The sequence below is a fragment of the Nocardia carnea genome (genome assembly GCF_029868325.1).
GTDB lineage: Bacteria > Actinomycetota > Actinomycetes > Mycobacteriales > Mycobacteriaceae > Nocardia > Nocardia carnea_C.
On record NZ_JARWNW010000018.1, the window covers coordinates 1 to 17,683 of the forward strand.

The 17,683-nt window shown below is 68.0% G+C and carries 16 protein-coding genes; 8 read left to right on the forward strand and 8 right to left on the reverse strand.

The genetic code is table 11. The features are described 5' to 3' along the window. Nucleotides 1-429 precede the first annotated feature (429 nt). Complete coding sequence (locus QH196_RS00390; protein ID WP_280413742.1) at nt 430-1,326, reverse strand: RecB family exonuclease; 897 nt, start codon at nt 1,324-1,326, stop codon at nt 430-432. A 71-nt stretch (nt 1,327-1,397) separates the two neighbouring features. On the opposite strand from QH196_RS00390, the gene QH196_RS00395 reads away from it, so the two are divergent. After that, nucleotides 1,398-2,231, forward strand: a complete 834-nt coding sequence (locus QH196_RS00395; protein ID WP_280413743.1) for a tRNA (adenine-N1)-methyltransferase — start codon at nt 1,398-1,400, stop codon at nt 2,229-2,231. Between the two features lie 75 nt (nt 2,232-2,306). On the opposite strand, the gene QH196_RS00400 is transcribed toward QH196_RS00395, so the two are convergent. Further along, entirely contained in the window at nt 2,307-2,849 is a 543-nt protein-coding gene (locus QH196_RS00400) for a nuclear transport factor 2 family protein (RefSeq protein ID WP_280413744.1), read from the reverse strand. A gap of 180 nt (nt 2,850-3,029) precedes the next feature. Between QH196_RS00400 and arc the strand changes: the two genes are divergently transcribed. From arc to QH196_RS00425, 5 genes are all read left to right on the forward strand, one after another. Further along, nucleotides 3,030-4,790 (forward strand): proteasome ATPase, encoded by a 1,761-nt coding sequence (arc, locus tag QH196_RS00405; RefSeq protein WP_280413745.1) that lies wholly within the window; start codon nt 3,030-3,032, stop codon nt 4,788-4,790. A gap of 203 nt (nt 4,791-4,993) precedes the next feature. Then, nucleotides 4,994-6,532, forward strand: coding sequence for an ArnT family glycosyltransferase (locus tag QH196_RS00410; protein ID WP_280413746.1), 1,539 nt, complete (start codon nt 4,994-4,996; stop codon nt 6,530-6,532). Nucleotides 6,533-6,611: 79 nt separating this feature from the next. Next, on the forward strand, nt 6,612-6,980 hold the full coding sequence (locus QH196_RS00415) for an arsenate reductase family protein (protein ID WP_280413747.1): 369 nt from the start codon (nt 6,612-6,614) through the stop codon (nt 6,978-6,980). 134 nt (nt 6,981-7,114) lie between these two features. After that, a complete protein-coding gene (locus tag QH196_RS00420; RefSeq protein WP_280413748.1) occupies nt 7,115-7,426 on the forward strand; it encodes a hypothetical protein in 312 nt (103 codons plus the stop codon). Between the two features lie 109 nt (nt 7,427-7,535). Continuing rightward, a complete protein-coding gene (locus QH196_RS00425; RefSeq protein ID WP_280413749.1) occupies nt 7,536-8,213 on the forward strand; it encodes a TIGR00266 family protein in 678 nt (225 codons plus the stop codon). A 98-nt stretch (nt 8,214-8,311) separates the two neighbouring features. Here the strand turns inward: QH196_RS00425 and QH196_RS00430 are convergent, their stop codons facing one another. From QH196_RS00430 to QH196_RS00455, 6 genes are all read right to left on the reverse strand, one after another. Beyond that, entirely contained in the window at nt 8,312-8,917 is a 606-nt protein-coding gene (locus QH196_RS00430; protein WP_280413750.1) for a dihydrofolate reductase family protein, read from the reverse strand. Between the two features lies 1 nt (nt 8,918). Beyond that, complete coding sequence (locus QH196_RS00435; protein ID WP_280413751.1) at nt 8,919-9,842, reverse strand: helix-turn-helix domain-containing protein; 924 nt, start codon at nt 9,840-9,842, stop codon at nt 8,919-8,921. A gap of 116 nt (nt 9,843-9,958) precedes the next feature. Next, a complete protein-coding gene (locus QH196_RS00440) occupies nt 9,959-11,290 on the reverse strand; it encodes a YhgE/Pip domain-containing protein (protein WP_280413752.1) in 1,332 nt (443 codons plus the stop codon). A gap of 473 nt (nt 11,291-11,763) precedes the next feature. Beyond that, the gene (locus QH196_RS00445; RefSeq protein WP_280413753.1) at nt 11,764-13,350 is read right to left on the reverse strand and encodes an FAD-dependent monooxygenase; all 1,587 of its coding nucleotides are present in this window, start codon (nt 13,348-13,350) and stop codon (nt 11,764-11,766) included. Between the two features lie 227 nt (nt 13,351-13,577). Then, a complete protein-coding gene (locus tag QH196_RS00450; RefSeq protein ID WP_280413754.1) occupies nt 13,578-14,186 on the reverse strand; it encodes a TetR/AcrR family transcriptional regulator in 609 nt (202 codons plus the stop codon). Nucleotides 14,187-14,253: 67 nt separating this feature from the next. Beyond that, nucleotides 14,254-15,438 carry a DUF418 domain-containing protein gene (locus QH196_RS00455; RefSeq protein WP_280413755.1) on the reverse strand — a complete coding sequence of 395 codons (1,185 nt, stop codon included), beginning with the start codon at nt 15,436-15,438 and terminating at the stop codon, nt 14,254-14,256. Nucleotides 15,439-15,564: 126 nt separating this feature from the next. Between QH196_RS00455 and dop the strand changes: the two genes are divergently transcribed. Continuing rightward, nucleotides 15,565-17,064, forward strand: a complete 1,500-nt coding sequence (gene dop, locus QH196_RS00460) for a depupylase/deamidase Dop (RefSeq protein WP_280413756.1) — start codon at nt 15,565-15,567, stop codon at nt 17,062-17,064. A 166-nt stretch (nt 17,065-17,230) separates the two neighbouring features. Then, nucleotides 17,231-17,425: a ubiquitin-like protein Pup gene (locus QH196_RS00465; protein ID WP_030521323.1), complete on the forward strand. Its 195-nt coding sequence runs from the start codon at nt 17,231-17,233 to the stop codon at nt 17,423-17,425. Nucleotides 17,426-17,683 lie beyond the last annotated feature (258 nt).

A 17,683-nucleotide genomic window follows, 5' to 3' on the forward strand; every position in this document is an offset into this window, starting at 1 on the left:
TCAACCATCGGCCCCGCAGAATTCACGGATACCGCAGCCCGGCCGAGGTCTACGCTGAACACCTGAACAGTGGTGATGCAGTGCCCCTTTGGGACCGCCATCGTTTCTTGAACAGTCGGGCCTAAACGGGCTCTGGCGGGCTCCTCACAGCCTGCCACGGGCCGAAACCTTTCAGGGCCTCGCTGGATTCGGCGGTGCCGCTGGGTGCGTTGGGCAGTGATGGTCTCGGCGGTATCGCTGGGTGCGTAAGACAGTGATGACGGGGCACGCAACACTGGTGTCTCGGCCGTCGAACGGCAGTGGCAGCCGTTGGTTACGTCGGTATCGGCATGTGTTCGGATGCCTGCCTTGTCTTCGGATGCCTCGCTGAATGCGGCGCCGACCGGCGGGGTGCCCTTTCGGGGTAGGCCGCGGCGGCACCGAAAGGACTCAGTCCGATACCGATTCGGCGAAGGTCTCGGCGGCGGATTCGCCGACGGCGGGCCGGCCGGGATAGGGGGGCGGGGTTCCGTCGAACGCCGGGCAAAGTTTTTTGTAGGCGCAGTAATCACACAGCCAACCCGGATTCGGCGGAAAATCTCCGGTGTCGGCGGCCGTGGACACTGCTTCCCACAGGGCCATGAGGGTGCGTTCGAAGCGGAGGAGTTCCTCTTCCTCCGGCGTGTAGGTGAGCAGCTGCGCGCCGGCGAGATACACCAGGCGCAACTGAGCCGGGACCACACCGCGCAGGCGGAGCAGCATCAGGCCGTAGAACTTGAGCTGGAACAGGGCCCGTGTCTCCTGGTTCGGGCCCGGAACCCGGCCGGTCTTGTAATCCACCACCCGCAGTTCCCCGGTGGGCGCCACATCGATCCGGTCCACGAAACCGCGCAGCGGGGCGCCGTCGGCGAGCTCGACCTCGAGCCGGGTCTCACAGGATTGCGGTTCGAAGCGGCGCGGATCCTCCAGACGGTAGTAGGCGCGCACGAGCGCGCGGACCTCGCCGAGGAACTTCTCCAACTCGTCCTCGCCGGCGACCAGCCGCGCCGCCTCCGGTTCGGCCGCGACCACGCGCTCCCACGCGGGACCCGCCAGCGCCGCCGCCCGCTCGGGTTCGCGTTCGGCGGCCGGTAGGGCGTACAGATCCTCGAGCACCGCGTGGACCACGGTGCCGCGTACCGCCTGCCGGGTGGGTGGCTCGGGGATCCGGTCGATCGCCCGCAGCCGATACTTGAGCGGGCATTGTTTGAAATCGGCTGCGCGCGAGGGCGACAGCGCGGGCCGCGCAGGCCGGGGCGGCGCCTCGGGATCGGGACTCGCCGGGGGTGTGCTCGGGGGCGCTGACATACCTGGCAGGCTATCCGTCGGCACCGACACGGTGCCGCGCGAATACGCGGACATCGCGGGAACGGAGATTCATGACGGCCAGACGGACCGGGCCATTCGTCGTCGGCGACCGGGTGCAGCTGACCGATGCCAAGGGCAGGCTGTACACGGTGCTGCTGGAGCCGGGAAAGCAGTTCCACACCCACCGTGGCGCCATCGCCCACGACGACCTGATCGGCGCCGAGGAGGGCACGCTCGCCCACTCCAACAACGGCACCCCGTACCTGGCTCTGCGTCCGCTGCTCACCGACTATGTGATGTCCATGCCGCGCGGGGCGGCGGTGATCTATCCGAAGGACGCCGCCCAGATCGTGCACGAGGGGGATATCTTCCCGGGTGCCCGGGTGCTCGAGGCGGGTGCCGGTTCCGGTGCGCTGACCTGCTCGTTGCTGCGTGCGGCGGGACCCGAGGGGTCGGTGGTGTCCTATGAGATCCGGGAGGACCACGCCGAGCACGCCGTCCGGAACGTGGAACGGTTCTTCGGGGAGCGGCCGGCGAACTGGGAGCTGACCGTCGCCGATGTGGCCGACTACGCGGGAGACCCGGTGGACCGGGTGATCCTGGACATGCTGGCCCCGTGGGACGCCCTGCCGGCCGTATCACAGGCCCTGGTGCCCGGCGGGGTGCTGATGGTCTACGTCGCGACCGTGACGCAGCTGTCGCGGATCGTGGAAGCGCTACGCGAACAGCAGTGCTGGACCGAACCGCGGTCGTGGGAATCGATGGTGCGCGGCTGGCACGTGGTGGGTCTGGCGGTGCGGCCCGAGCACCGGATGCAGGGCCATACGGCCTTCCTGGTGAGCGCTCGGCGGCTGGCCGAAGGTGTGGTCACCCCGAAGCCGCAGCGGCGCCCGTCCAAGGGCTGAGCGGTACCGGGGGGCGGTGCGGAAACGAGGCGGGCCGCGGTGGAAGGTCCACCGCGGCCCGCCTCGTTGTCGTGGTTACGCCGGTGCGCAGGGAAGCTGTGCGAAGCCGAACAGCAGGCAGGCTCCGTCGTCGGACAACTTCCAGGTGCCGTCGTCCTCCTCCCAGGTCACCGGCGTGGGCGGCGCGCTACCGCCCCGCGGGCTGGTGATGGTGGTCTGGCCGGTGGCCGTATCGCCGTCCACGGTGATATCGGCGACCGTGTAGCTGAGCCCGCGGTAGTTCTGCAGGGCGGCGTTGAGCTGCTCCAGCTGACCGCGCCGGTTCTCGCCGTCGACGATGAGGTTCACCTTCTCGTCCACGGTGACGTCCGGATTTGTGATCTGTTCGAGGATGGACTGTAGGCTCTGCGCGGTGGGTGCGTCCGCGGAATCGCCGTGCTCGGGGTCGTCGCCGTGGTCATGCGCCGGCGCGCTGGTGGTGACCGCGACGCTCGAGGTTGCAGTGGTGCCGGTGTCGTCGTCGGATCCGCAGGCAGTCAGTCCCAGCGCCAGTGCGCCGGCCGCGGCCGTCGCCACCGCGACGCGGGACAGCCGCAATGTCCGTGCGGGAAGGTGCATAGCTGGCAACCTTTCGGCTAGTCGGTGGGGAACCCCACCGATCGAGGGTTAGGGCAGGCTAACATGGTCTGACCAGCATGATGGTCGCGGGCCAGATGTGATCACCACGAAATCATGTCGGACAGCGCAAACGGGTCGCGCCCGGTAGCGTTGATAGACCGGGACTGGGAGGAGCAGCACATGAGCCCCATCGAGAATTCGGATTCGGCGGCCTGGAGAGAACTCGAGGCAGTACGCGCCGAAGCGGCTGCACTCCGGAGGCAACTCGCCGACTCACCGGATCGCTCACGGGAATTGGAAGCCCGTATCGATTCGCTGACCATTCGCAACACCAAGCTGATGGATACCCTGAAGGAAGCGCGGCAGCAACTCGTCGCGTTGCGTGAGGAGGTCGACCGGCTCGGTCAGCCGCCCAGCGGTTACGGGATTCTGATCGGTGTCTACGAGGATCAGACCGTCGACGTGTTCACCTCCGGCCGCAAGATGCGCCTGACGTGCTCGCCGAACATCGATACGTCCACCCTCGCCTACGGCCAGACCGTCCGGCTGAACGAGGCGCTGACGGTCGTGGAGGCGGGCACGTTCGATTCCATCGGTGAGATCGGCACCCTGCGCGAAGTCCTCGACGGGGGCCGCCGCGCCCTGGTCGTCGGGCATGCCGACGAGGAGCGGGTGGTGTGGCTGTCCGGGCCGCTGTCCCAACTCGCCGAGGCCGACGATCTGGGCGATCCGGATTCCCCGATCCGCAAGCTGCGGCCGGGGGATTCCCTGCTGGTCGATACCAAGGCCGGGTTCGCCTTCGAGCGCATCCCCAAGGCCGAGGTCGAGGATCTGGTCCTCGAAGAGGTGCCCGATGTCGGCTACAACGATATCGGCGGTCTGGGCCGGCAGATCGAGCAGATCCGCGATGCCGTGGAGCTGCCGTTCCTGCACAAGGATCTGTTCCGCGAGTACGCATTGCGGCCGCCCAAGGGGGTCCTGCTGTACGGCCCGCCGGGCTGCGGTAAGACGCTGATCGCCAAGGCGGTGGCCAATTCGCTGGCCAAGAAGATCGCCGAGGCGCGGGGCGAGGATGCCAAGGAAGCGAAGTCCTACTTCCTGAACATCAAGGGTCCCGAACTGCTGAACAAGTTCGTCGGTGAAACCGAGCGTCATATCCGGATCATCTTCCAGCGGGCACGGGAGAAGGCCTCCGAGGGCACCCCGGTGATCGTGTTCTTCGACGAGATGGACTCGATCTTCCGGACTCGCGGGTCGGGTGTCTCCTCCGATGTGGAGACCACCGTGGTGCCCCAGTTGCTCAGTGAGATCGACGGTGTGGAAGGGCTGGAGAACGTCATCGTCATCGGCGCCTCCAACCGGGAGGATATGATCGATCCCGCGATCCTGCGGCCCGGCCGCCTGGACGTGAAGATCAAGATCGAGCGTCCGGATGCCGAATCCGCGCAGGACATCTTCTCGAAGTACCTCACCGAGTACCTGCCGCTGCACGCCGACGATCTGGCCGAGTTCAACGGCGACAAGGTGGCCTGCATCCGCGCGATGATCGAGCGGGTGGTCGACCGGATGTACGCCGAGAGCGAGGACAACCGCTTCCTGGAGGTCACCTACGCCAACGGTGACAAGGAAGTCCTGTACTTCAAGGACTTCAACTCCGGCGCCATGATCCAGAACATCGTGGACCGGTCCAAGAAGTACGCCATCAAATCGGTTCTGGACACCGGGAATCCGGGTCTGCGGATCCAGCATCTCTACGATTCGATCGTGGACGAGTTCTCCGAGAACGAGGACCTGCCCAACACCACGAATCCCGATGACTGGGCCCGTATCTCGGGGAAGAAGGGTGAACGGATCGTTTATATCCGCACGCTGGTCACCGGTAAGAACGCCAGCGCCAGCCGGGCGATCGATACCGAATCCAACACCGGCCAGTACCTGTAAAGGCACTGCTGTCAGGGCCGCGCTCCCCGGGGGCGCGGCCCTGATCCGTGTGCGGCCCAATCGGTCCGGTACCCCGGCCGATAGTCCTGTGGGTGGATATCGCGACTTCTGATCCCCGACCCCGGGTCGTCCGGAAGGGGGACGGCAGGGACAGTGTGACGCGGATATGTTCCGAGGGCCGGATTCACACCCCAGGAGATCCTGTGACCACCACCCGCATGGCAGATCCGTCCCGTCACGGGGCCGCGGCTCTGCCCGCATTCGCCACGGCCCCGGTGCTCGGTGTGGGCGCCGTATCGGCGCTCGTGCTGTTGTTCTCGGCGACCCGCTACGGCTATTTCGGCGACGAACTGTACTTCCTGGCGGCCGGCCGGCGATTGTCGTTCGGGTATGCCGATCAGGGCCCGGTGCTTCCCTTCCTTGCCTGGCTGATGGACGGACTCGCGCCGGGCTCGCTGGTGGCGCTGCGGTTACCGGCGATCGTGCTCGCCGTCCTCGCCGTTGTGGTGAGCGCGCAGATCGCCCGCGAATTCGGTGGCGGACGCGGCGCCCAGGTCCTCACCGCCGTCGCCTACGCCACCTCGCCGTTTCTGCTGCTGCAGGCGAAGAATCTGTCCACCAATGCCCTCGACACGGCTCTGTGGGTACTGATCACCTGGCTGGTCGTGCGCTGGGTACGGACCAGGCGTGACGGGTTGCTGCTGGCCGCTGCCGCCGTGACTGCCATCGATATGCAGGTCAAATGGCTCATCCCGTTCTTCTGGCTGGCGCTGGCCGTCGGTGTGCTCGCCGTCGGGCCCCGTGAGCTGCTCCGCCGGCCGCTGCTCTGGGTGGGCGGGGTGATGACTGTGCTCGTTTCCGTGCCGGCACTGGTGTGGCAGGCCGAGCACGGCTGGCCGCAGCTCGCCCTGACCGCCGCGGTGCGCGAGGAACAGCAGTACACGGGCGGCATGGTGGGGTTCGTTCCCTTGGCGGTGCTGATCGCGGGGGCGCTGGGCGCGGTGCTGCTGTGCTACGGGGTCTGGGCCCTGCTGCGGCACCCGGGGCTGCGGCCGTACCGCTTCCTGGGCGTCACCACGGTCCTGCTCGTCGTGATCTTCATGGTCACCGGCGGCCGGATGTACTACGTGGCCGGAATGTATGCCGCGATGTTCGCGGCGGGCGCGGTGGCGGCCACGGAGCTGGTTCGCCGGGCATCGTCGCCGCTGCGCCGGCGCCTGCTCCTCGGGTCCGGGGCAGTGCTGACCGCCGTCTCCGTGCTGGTGGTCCTGGACTCCACGCCGTGGCGGCCGGCCGCGGATATTCCGGCGCCGGAGAGCGAGGCCGCGGCCGCGATGCAGATCGGTCTCTACGGCGAGTTCGGCTGGCCGGAACTGGCCGCCGGCGTGGTCGCGGCCTACGAATCACTACCATCTCGCGAACGTGAGCAGTCCGCCGTGATCACCGGCAGCTATTGGCAGGCGGGAGCGCTCGACCAGCTGGCGGGCGACCGGCTACCGCCCGTCCACAGTCCAGCCCGCGGATTCGGCTACTTCGGCGCGCCGCCGGAAACCGCGACCACCATGGTCTGCGTGGGCGGCGATCCCGAGCGGTTGCGGGCACAGTTCGCCGTACTGGAGCCGCTGGGCTGGGTCGATACGCGGCTCGGTTTCCTCGACAACACCAAGGACGTCATGGTGTGGAAATGCGCTGAGCCGCGGGTCGCGTGGTCGCAGGTATGGCCGGAATGGATGCATATGTGACCGCCGGACACCCCGGCCTGGCCGGCGAGGGGCCGGCGGACGCACAGGTCGCGCGGTACGTGGCGGTTACGCTCGCGGTATGAGTACTCCGGAAACCGAGATCTGGCACAACCCCCGCTGCACCAAGAGCCGGGCGGCGCTCGCGCATCTGGACGCGGCCGGCACGGCGTATTCGGTGCGCCGGTACCTCGACGACCCGCCGAGCGCGGAGGAGCTGCGGGCCGTCCTGGACCGGCTCGGCGCCGAACCCTGGGAGATCACCCGGACCGGGGAGGACATCGCCAAGGAACTCGGTATGTCCGGCTGGGGACGTACCGCCGCGGACCGGGAGCGCTGGATCGCCGCCCTCGCCGAACATCCCCGGCTGATCCAGCGCCCGATCGTGGTCACCGCCGGCGGGCGTGCGGTTGTGGCCCGCGACGAGGATGCCCTGCGGTTGCTGGAGTGAGCCCACGCCGGTTTGCCGGGGTGTAACGCTGATCCGTTCCGATGTGATCTAAACCACATAGGAAAAGGGTCTTCGGGCCTGATCGGATCAGCGTGGATCGCGCGACCGCTTGCTCCACGCGGTGGGAGGTAGTCATGTCGGTCATCAAGAAAGCGTTCGTCTCGGCCTCGGCGGTGCTACTGCTCGGGGCCGGTTCGCTGCTCGGCGCAGGAACGGCCGGGGCACAGCCGGACCCGTTCTGTTCGGTCAACCCGGTGGCCGGTACCGCCGCGTACTCGCAGTGCGGCGGACCGGTCTGGCATCAGGTCAGGGTGACCTGCTGGGCCTGGTGGAACTGGTTCAGCAGCTACGAACGGTGGGGTAATCCGGCGTTCGGCGCGCAGCAGTCGTGGACGAGCTGTGATCTGCCGTTCTCCATGCAGCGCTGGGAAGTGATCGTCCACTGAGCGTCGGCGGGATCGGGCGCCGGCCTTGGTGAACGCGGCATGTGGCCGCTCGGGAGCGGTCGCGTACCGAACATCGGCCGGTGTCACACGGGAGCGGTAGTGTCGGCTCATGAAAGTTGAACTGCGGCACAACCCCTCGTCCACCGTGGCGCGTTGTGTGCTGGCGGCCGGGGAACCGGTGCGGGTGGAAAGCGGCGCCATGGTGGCGCATTCGGCCGGAGTGACGCTGGAAGCCAAGGCCGAGGGCGGCATCCTGGCCGGAATCAAACGTTCGGTGCTCTCGGGCGAATCGTTCTTCGTCTCCACCTTCACCGCACCCGCGAACGGCGGCTGGGTGGATGTCGCGCCCTCACTGCCCGGTGACATGCTCGCGCTGCCGATCACCGCAGACCGCCCGTACTTCATCAGCCGCGGCGGCTGGATCGCGCATTCGGCCGGGGTGCGGGTGGAGAGTCAGTGGGGCGGTTTCGCGAACCTCTTCGGCGGTGAAGGTGGCTTCGGGCTCCGCGCGGAGGGCCAAGGGGAGGTGGTGGTCGGCGTGTTCGGCGCCATCGACGTCTTCGATCTGGCGCCCGGCGAGCAGGTCGGCATCGACACCGGACATGTGGTGGCCTACGACCTCGCGATGCAGTTCACCATCCGCCGCGCGGTTTCCGGGCGCTCGCTGCAATCGCTGAAATCCGGGGAGGGGCTGGTCTTCGATTTCACCGGCCCCGGCCGGGTCCTGCTGCAAACCCGCAATCCGCGGGCCTTCGCCTCCTGGACGGCTTCCGTTTCCTCCGGCTAGCAGGGCGCGGCCCCCGGAATCGAGGTGTTGGAGCCCGGGAAATGCCGACGCCGGTGCGGCGACCCCACGGCAGTCGATGGATACGGGGCCTACGGGGTCTATCGGCCAGCACGCTCGCCCTTATCACCTTCTGCGCGCCCGGTTGTTTCGGTCGGTTCACGGACCACCTCGTAACGGACGCAGGCGAATTCGCCGTTGGCCGCTACCTCGGTGACCCGCAACTCCAGTTCGCGGGGCAGCAGTGGGGCGCCGGCGCCCAGGGTTACCGGGGCGATGGAGACGACGATCTCGTCCAAGAGGCCGTGGTCGGCGAAGGCGCCCGCGAGGTCGCCGCCGCCGACGACCCAGAGGTTCTTACCGTCCGCCACCTCGGTCATCACCTTGTGCAACTCGGGAATATCCGCACGGGTGAAACGGATATCGGCGTCGGTGCGGGCCGGGAAGTCACGATGGGTGCACACCCAGCACGGCACTTCGTAGGGCCACGGCTCCGCGCCCTCGTGGTCGAGGATCCACTGGTAGGTGTTGGCGCCCATAACGATCGCACCCACTCCGGCGAGGAACTCGGTGAAACCCATGGGCCCGGATTCGTCGGCTTCCCGCGACAGCAGCCAGTCCAGTGAGTGATCCGGCGTGGCGATATAGCCGTCCAGGCTGGTCGCGGTGTTGTAGACGGTGCGCGGGGAGGTCTGCGGGGTGGTCATTTCAGTCTCGCTTTCGTAGCCATTCGATCGGATCGCCCCAGCCGACGGCCTCGTCGGCGGGGGCGTCCCCGCGAATCCAGTACCGCACCTGCTGGCGGCGATACGCGGAGTAGGTGAGCACATGGGCGACGACGCTGCCGAGCACGAAACTCTCCGGCGGATCGCACAGTGCGTCGATCAGGGTGTCGCCCCAGCCGCCGCGCCGATCGATCTCGCGGACCGTGTCCAGCCAGCGCGGGCCCACATCATCGAGCCGGGCCAGCAGCGTGGGGATATCGTCGCCGCCGTGCTCGGGTGTATCGGCGCCGTCGATCGAGGCGAGCCACGATTCCTTGGTCCGGATCAGATGATCCAGTACCGCGGCGATCGACTCCTCCGGCCCGTCCCACGGCAGTACGGTCGCCGCGCCGGCGCGGGAACACCGATACTGTTCCTCGCTCAACCCGGTCGCCGCTTTCAACAGCAGCCGGGTGTCGTCGAGATCGTGGTGCAGCAGCAATGCGGTCGGATCCATATCGGACCGTCCTTTCGGTTCCCCTTCGACCCACAGCGACATGGGGGGATGGAAATGGATCCCGTTCGCCGCGGGCAGCCAGCGGGGCGCCCGGCCGGTAGGCGGCGGGGTCGCACTCGGCGGATGACCGAATGCGCGAGTGAACGCCCGGCTGAAACCCTCCACGGTGTCGTAGCCGGCGGCGAAGGCCACCTCGGTCACGGTGGCACCCGCACCGAGCTGCCAGCAGGCTCGTTCCAGCAGTACGCGACGCCGCAGGCTCACCGGTGATTCGCCGGTGCCCCGGCTGAACTGCCGGGCGAAATGGAACGGTGAGGAGTAGACGCCCGCGGCCATCCGGCCCAGGGTGGTGTTGTCCTCGTCTAGAACGGCATCCAGTAGTTCGCGCAGTCGGTCACGTCGGGTGGTCACGGATAGAGTCTGTCGGCTCGGCGCACCGATCTGCTTGACCGATATTGCGCAGTGTCGCGCGGTGTCCCGCTCAGCGCTGTGACACCGAGCCGCTCAGCGCTGTGACACCGAGCCGCTCAGCGGCTGCGCCGTTCCAGGCCCTTCCGGTCGTAGACGAAGGTGGTGACCGCGCCCAGGACGAGTCCGATCGCCAGTCCGGCCAGACTCATCCAGACGCCGCGTGCGAGGCCGTTGCCGAGGTCGAAGTACAGAATCGCCCGGACACCGAGATAGATCTGGTGCATCGGCTCGAAGGCCGCCAGCCACGCCATATACCGCGGGGTCGCCTCCAGCGGGATGGTGGCCCCGGCGGAGGGCAGGCCGAGAACGATGAACAACACCAGATTGATCAGCAGCCCGGCCGAGCCGAATGTCGCCAGCACCGAAAGCGCGGTCACCCCGACCGCCACGATCGCCAGCGTGCTGAACAGGAACAGCGCGGGGCCGTGGGTGATCGGCATATTCAGCAGATGTCCGATACCGAGGAAGACCCCGGAGACAATCGGCGCGGTCACCGCGATCACCCCCCATTTCAGCAGCAGTGTGCGGAGCCGCGAATGTGGCGCGGTGGGATGGTGGACGAACCAGGGGCCGTACTCGGTGGGGATGAAACCGAGCGCCGAATCGACCATGGTGTGCACGATCATGGCGCCGGTGAACCCGGCCAGGACTACCAGCAGCGTGTAGAAGAACGCTGACAATCCCTGCCCGGTACCGTCCGGCAGTGGGCGGTAGGGCTCGGTGATCACCTCGATCGGGTCGGCCAGGACGAGGCGGGCGGCGCCGCTGATCTCGGTGCCACCGCCCGGCGCGGAATCCAGTTCGGCTTCCACCGTCGCGGTGAGCTGCTTACCGACCTCCGCGTCGACCTGCGTCAGGGCTCGAGCGGTCACGATCTGCAGGATCTGGGTGGCGTAGGTGCCGGTGCGGGGGTTGGTGATCACGGTGATCGCCGGACGGTCGATATCGCCGGGGACCACCGAGCCGGCGCCGAGGATGGACAGCCGCTTCGACAGGTCACTGGGCAGCACGATCGCGCCGTAGACCTCACCGTTGCCGAGCAGCCGCTGGGCCTCCGCGATACCGGTCACCCGCAGGTCGATCTTGTCCGCCGGAATCTGTTCGGTGAGTGCGCCGGTGATCTGGTCACCGATATTGGTCGGTGTGCCGTCGCGTATTTCACCGTCGTCCTGATTCACCAGTGCGATCGGGAACTCGTGCAGATTCTTCTCCGGGTCGATCACATAGCCCAGGTACATGGTCGACAGCAGGCCCATCAGCGCGGTGATCACCAGAATGGGGCCCAGCCACGCCCGCACGGCGGTTCGGCGCCGGGTCGGTCCGGCGACCGCCCGCGCCGCGATCTCGGTGCCGGTCTCCGATTCGCCGGCGGTGCCGTTCGGCTGCATCCCGTACTCCCTCCGGATCAGGGCGGCCGTCCGCGGGGCGTGCGGCCGGCCGGTATCCGATCAGGATCATCGTGGCAGCCGGGCGGCAAGTACAGCCGGAACGCCGCAGTGTGTCGGACAACTCGACAGCGGTCCGGCGTGCGCGAATTCACCCCAGCGGGCCGGATGCGAGCCCGGCCACGCAGTGCAGGACAGCGGTCGGGATGCCCAGGACCGCCGCGTGGACCCCGAATACCGGTGCGCCGGCCACACCATGATCCGAGCTCGTCGCTGATGCCGAGACCCGTGCACGCGCCCGCCGGGGGAGCCGCTGACGCCCTGATCCCCCGTCCGGCTGCTTGTTGTCGGGCATCCACGCCGGCAGGTAGGCGGTGGAACCGCAACCCGCCGCCCTCCGCAGGAATTCGGCCGGCCGCGGGGTGCTCGGACCTGTTCGTGACCCGCCCGCTGGTGACCGACCGGACCCGGTGTCGTCAAGCGATGTGCTGAGGAGCCGGTCGCGTCGGACCGAGCCAGCGGTCGAGAGCCGGCCGCAGTCCCTGGGCGGAATCATCTGTGGCCCACGCGACATAGCCGTCGGGCCGGATCAGCAGCGCGGTGGCGCCGGTATCGGAGCTGGTGGCGGTGACGACCGTGAGGCCCTCGCGGTCGCCGGCCGCGGCGACCCCGGCTCCGAGATCCAGTAGCAGCGGGCGGGCGTTGTGCAGCAGATCGGCGACCCGCCGCGTGCCGTCCGCGGTCTCCAGCGCGAGATCGGGGACCAGCCGACCCGCGAGCGGGTGGTTGTCGCCTACGTCGTAGCGCACATCGGAGCCGGCGAGCAGATGCCCGATATGCCCGGCTACCTGCGGTATTTCGAGCAACTCGGCGAAAAGTTCGCGCAGCGCGGTCACTTCCGGGCCGGGTGCCAGCAGCGCTGTCTGCGAGAGGCTGTGCATGATGACGCGTTCGGCGACCGGGCGCCGTTCGCTCTCGTAGGTGTCGAGCAGCCCGTCCGGTGCGGTTCCGCGCAGGTACGCGGCCAGTTTCCAGCCCAGATTGACGGCATCCTGCAAGCCCAGGTTCAGCCCGGGACCGCCGATGGCCGAATGGACATGGGCCGCATCGCCGAGCAGCAGGACCCGGCCCTTCCGGTAGTGGTCGGCCAGACGGGTGTTCTGGTCGACGATGCGCCGCAACGCATGTGGACCCGGGCCTGCCGGCGGTCGCATCGGCAGATCCGCGCCGAGGACGCGGCGAACGCTGTCCCGCAGCTCGTCGAAGGTCATCGAGGTTTCCGGCGCGACCGGGGCGGCGTTGTGTTCGTGCACGCTCACCAGCGGTTTACCGGGGACCAATTCGGCGAAAACGAACATACCGCCGCTTTCGATCCTGTTGTGTCCGAAATGGAAGTATCCGGCGCCGGGAATCTCGAGCCCTCCGTCGGGCGTGCGGAGTTCGGCCGGGATCTCGGCGTGGCCCAGCCGGCCGATGTGGTTGCCGGCGGTGATCCCGGAGAAACCGATCCCGAGCTTCTTGCGGACCGGACTGCGACCCCCGTCCGCGGCGACCAGAATCCGCGCTGTGGCCCGGTAACTACCACCGCCGGAACGAGTTACCGTCGCTGTGATTGCCTCGGCGGACTCGGTGAAATCGCCGAGGCCGTGGCCCCACCGGATATCGGCGCCGAGTTCGCGGGCGCGGTCGGCGAGCAGCCGCACCAGAACCGGCTGCGGGACGGGTAGACCGTAGAGAGGATTGTCCGGTACCTCGGCGAGTTCCAGCGCCATCCCGGCGAAGATGTAGCGTGGCGCGGGCTCCGGAGTCCCGGGTTCCGCGGGAAAGCCGAGACGCGCGAGTTCCGCGGCGAAACCCGGGTACAGCCCGCGCATATCGAGGAGCCGTACCACCTGGCCGACGAGCCCGTTGGCCTTGGGCTCGTCGCTCGGTCCGGGCAGCGGGTCGAGGACGACGGGGCGGATCCCGCCGAGGGCGAGTTCACAGGCCAGCATCAGTCCGTTCGGGCCGGCGCCGGCGATGATCACGTCGTGCTCGGGTTCGTGGATTCTGTTTTCGGACATGCGCGGACTTCCTTTTCGGTTCGAGACTTCGCCGCTCGGTCCGAGCGTCGAAATGTGGGCAGCAGGCAACGCGCCTGCAACTCGTCGGCGTGTGCGAGGGCATGCGTGTGGGGTGAATGGGGGTGTGGGTGAGCAGGCTGTGTCGAGCGCGGCCGGCATCGACGCCGGTCTTCGCCGGTGCCGGGTACAGCCAGTGGGATCGGTCCCGGTGCGAGGGCCCGGGAAGGTCAGTCGGAAGGTGCCGGGAGCCCCTGGGACAGTTGCGCCAAGACCTCGCGCAGGACGGTCGTGACCGGGGCCGGGGGGTCGGAATGCGAGTAGGTGTCGAGCGCGACCAGGTAAGCGGCGTTGACGGTGGCCGCGACCAGTCTGGGGTACAGGTCGGTGGGTTCGGTGCCGGTGCGCTGCGCGATCGCGACGATGAGCTCGTCGCCGAGCGCTTTCGCCGCGGCGGCCTGCATATCGGGTGCAGCCCGCAGTTTCCGGGTTTCGGCGAGCATCGCGGGTGTCGGCGGACCCCCGGCGCCGTCTTCGCGCAGGGGTTCGACGAGTGCCTCGGTCAGCGCGGTCCACAGTGGTTCGCCGGCCGGGCGGGTGAGGAGCAGGGCGGCGCTGCGGCGCAGGCGCTCTATGTGCCGGTAGGCCAGTGCTTCGAATTTTCCGGCGAAGTAGTTGTTGAAGGTGCGTACGGATACTCCGGCGCGTTCGGCGATATCCTCCCGGACCACATTGTCGATGCCTCGTTCGAACATCAGCTCCAGCGCGGCATCGCTGAGTGCCTTGCGGGTATCGCGTTTCTTTCGCTCCCGCAGGCCCGGGTGTGGTTCGTCGGCCATGCCTCCAGCCTCCCATAAAATTGCCCACCAGGCAATCTTTCCTGGCGGGCAATTTTAGTTGCAGCGGTTATGCCCCGGCGAGCCGCCGGTAACCGGCATGCCAGAGCCATTCCACCGGCCCACGCTCGAACCGGCGCAGCCAGAAATGCGCGAACAGCGCGATCACCAGGACCACCACCAGATAGGTGGCCACGGTGAACGCGACCCGGGCGTCCGGCGCGAACCGCGCGGCCAGCCCGAGGCCCCAGCCGTAGCAGAGGAACGCGGCCACCAGATTCTGCAGGATGTAGCAGCTGAGCGCGGCGCGGCCGATCTCCGACAACCGCCGGCCGGTGAATCCGGTCGCGGGCCGGCGTACGTAGAACTCGGCGACCAGAGCCAGGATCGCCAGCGATACCAGCGGTGCGACCGCGTACCGGGTCACCAGCACCCAGTCTCCGCCGCCGAACACACCGAGCAGCAGGTCGACCGGCGCGGCGACCCCGAAGCCGAGCACCAGCAGCCGGCGGCGCAACCGGGCACCGCCGGGAGCGAAGACGCCGGCGTGGAACAGCCGGGCACCGAGGAGGAAGAGCGCGATCGACAGCGGCAGGATCAGCACCGCCTCGAACCGGAACAGGCCGGCGTTCTCGAGCCGGAACAGCACCAGATCCCAGAACGACCCGTCGGCGTAGGGGTTGGGGGACAGCGGTTCGGCCCCGGAAGCGTCCGTGGACCCGGCCGCGGTGAGACTCAGGGCGTACAGCGCGATCAACGTGAGGTGCAGGCACAGCATGCCGATCAGCCACCGCCCCTGGGCGCGGGGACTGCGGGCGAGCAGGAACGCGACGATCAGGGCGGTCACCGCATATCCCATCAGCACGTCGAACTCCGCGATCAGCAGGAAATTGAGCAAACCGTCGAGGAACAGCAGCGCCGCCCGCCACGGATACTTACCGGGCCAGCGCCGGCCACCCCGCCGGGCCGAGGCCTGCTGGATGGCCAGCCCGATCCCGAACATCACGGTGAGCAGCCCCAGGAACTTCCCCTGGGCGAGTTGCTGCAGCACTTTCTCCGCCCACATCCAGCCGTCCTCGGGGGCCGTGACGAGCCGGTTCAGATACCCGACCATGCCCTCCGGGTCGGTGAGAATCCAGATATTGGTGCCGAGGGTGCCGAGAATGGCGATACCGCGCAGCACATCGAGCGCCACCAGCCGGGCGGGGCGCGGCGGTGCTCCGGTCGGCACGGAATCGGCTGCGGTACTGGTCATATCCCGAGCATGGGCGCAGCGACACCATCCGGCATCCGCCATAAGTACGACTCCGGGGATGATTCGCCGGAGCGGGCCGGGCGCCGAACGCCTGCCGAACGCGCATCGTCGCCTACGCTCGATAGCATGCAGCGCATCATCGGTATCGAGGTCGAGTACGGGATTTCCACACCGACCGAACCGTCGGCCAACCCGATCCTCACCTCTACCCAGGCGGTACTGGCCTACGCCGCGGCCGAGGGGGTGCCCCGCGCCAAGCGCACCCGGTGGGACTACGAGGTGGAATCACCGCTGCGCGACGCCCGCGGTTTCGATCTGAGCCGGATGAACGGCCCCGCGCCGGTGATCGACGCCGATGAGGTCGGGGCGGCGAATATGATCCTGACCAACGGCGCCCGGCTCTACGTCGACCACGCCCATCCCGAATACTCCGCCCCCGAGGTCACCGACCCCATGGACGCGGTGATCTGGGACAAGGCCGGCGAGCGGGTGATGGAAGCCGCCGCCCGGCACGCCTCCAGCGTGCCCGGTGCGCCCCGGATGCAGTTGTACAAGAACAACGTCGACGGTAAGGGTGCCTCCTACGGCACCCACGAGAACTACCTGATGAGCCGGGAGACTCCGTTCAACGCGGTCATTCTCGGCCTGACCCCGTTCTTCGTCTCCCGTCAGGTGATCTGCGGATCCGGACGGGTCGGCATGGGGCAGTCCGGGGACAACGCCGGGTTCCAGCTATCGCAGCGGTCGGACTACATCGAGGTCGAGGTGGGCCTGGAGACCACCCTCAAACGCGGCATCATCAACACCCGCGACGAACCGCACGCCGACGCCGACAAGTACCGCCGGTTGCATGTCATCATCGGCGACGCCAATCTGGCCGAGATGTCGACATACCTGAAGGTCGGCACCACCGCACTCGTACTCGACCTGATCGAATCCGGCGCGGACCTCTCCGATATGCAACTGGCCCGCCCGGTCACTGCGGTGCACACGATCAGCCACGATCCCACGCTGCAGGCGAAGGTCGCCCTCGCCGACGGCCGCGAACTCACCGGACTGGCGATCCAGCGCCTCTACCACGAACGTGTCGCCAAATTCGTCGAGGAACAGGGCAATGACGACCCGCGCGTACGCGATATCCTCGACAACTGGTCGATGATCCTGGACAAGCTCGAACGCGATCCGATGGAATGCGCCGACCTGCTCGACTGGCCGGCCAAACTGCGCCTGCTGGAGGGGATGCGCAGCCGGGAGGGCTTGGGCTGGGCCGCCCCCAAACTGCATCTGATGGATCTGCAGTATTCCGATGTCCGCCTCGACAAGGGCCTGTACAACCGGCTCGTGGCCCGCGGCTCGATGAAACGGCTGGTCACCGAACAGCAGGTGCTCGACGCCATGACCAAGCCCCCGACCGATACCCGGGCCTATTTCCGCGGTGAATGCCTGCGTCGTTTCGGTGCCGATATCGCGGCCGCGAGCTGGGACTCGGTGATCTTCGATCTGGGCGGCGATTCGCTCGTGCGGATTCCCACCCTCGAACCCCGGCGTGGGACGAAAGCTCATGTGGGCGATCTGCTCGACGGCGTCGATACCGCCGCTGACCTGGTGCAGAAGCTCACCGCCTGACCGCCGGGCCCGGCCGGCGCGCGGGGGTTCCGGCTTCGAGGTGGGGCGTAATCCGACTACGTGTCGGCCCGGCTGGGTAGTGTTGAAGAACGAGCACACGAGGCTGCTCACGATTCGTCCGGTGCGAGCGAGCGCCGGTCGGTGGAAACAGAGGAGGTCGGCTGCGATGGCACAAGAGCAGACCAAACGCGCCGGGGGCGGCGACGATGACGAAGGCGTCGACGGCGTAGACGCCGCCGGTCAGGAACGGCGCGAGAAGCTGGCGGAGGACACCGACGACCTGCTCGACGAGATCGACGATGTGCTCGAAGAGAACGCCGAAGACTTCGTTCGCGCCTACGTGCAGAAAGGTGGCCAGTGACTGCAGGTGACCCCTCGCGTCTCCATCTGGGGTACGCCCTGTCATCCTTTTCCGAACATTTGCGCCAGCACGCGCCGGATCTGCTGCCCGGCAACAGATTCGACACGCTGGGCCAGCCCACCGCCGCCCGGGACCCCCGCGGCGGGGGCGCGGGGGATATAGCACCCCCCCGGACGACCCGGGTGGCGGGGTGCAACCGCCGCGGGGGGGTGTTAGCCCGCCCCCCGCGCGCCCCCCCCGGCCACCAGCAGGCCCGCC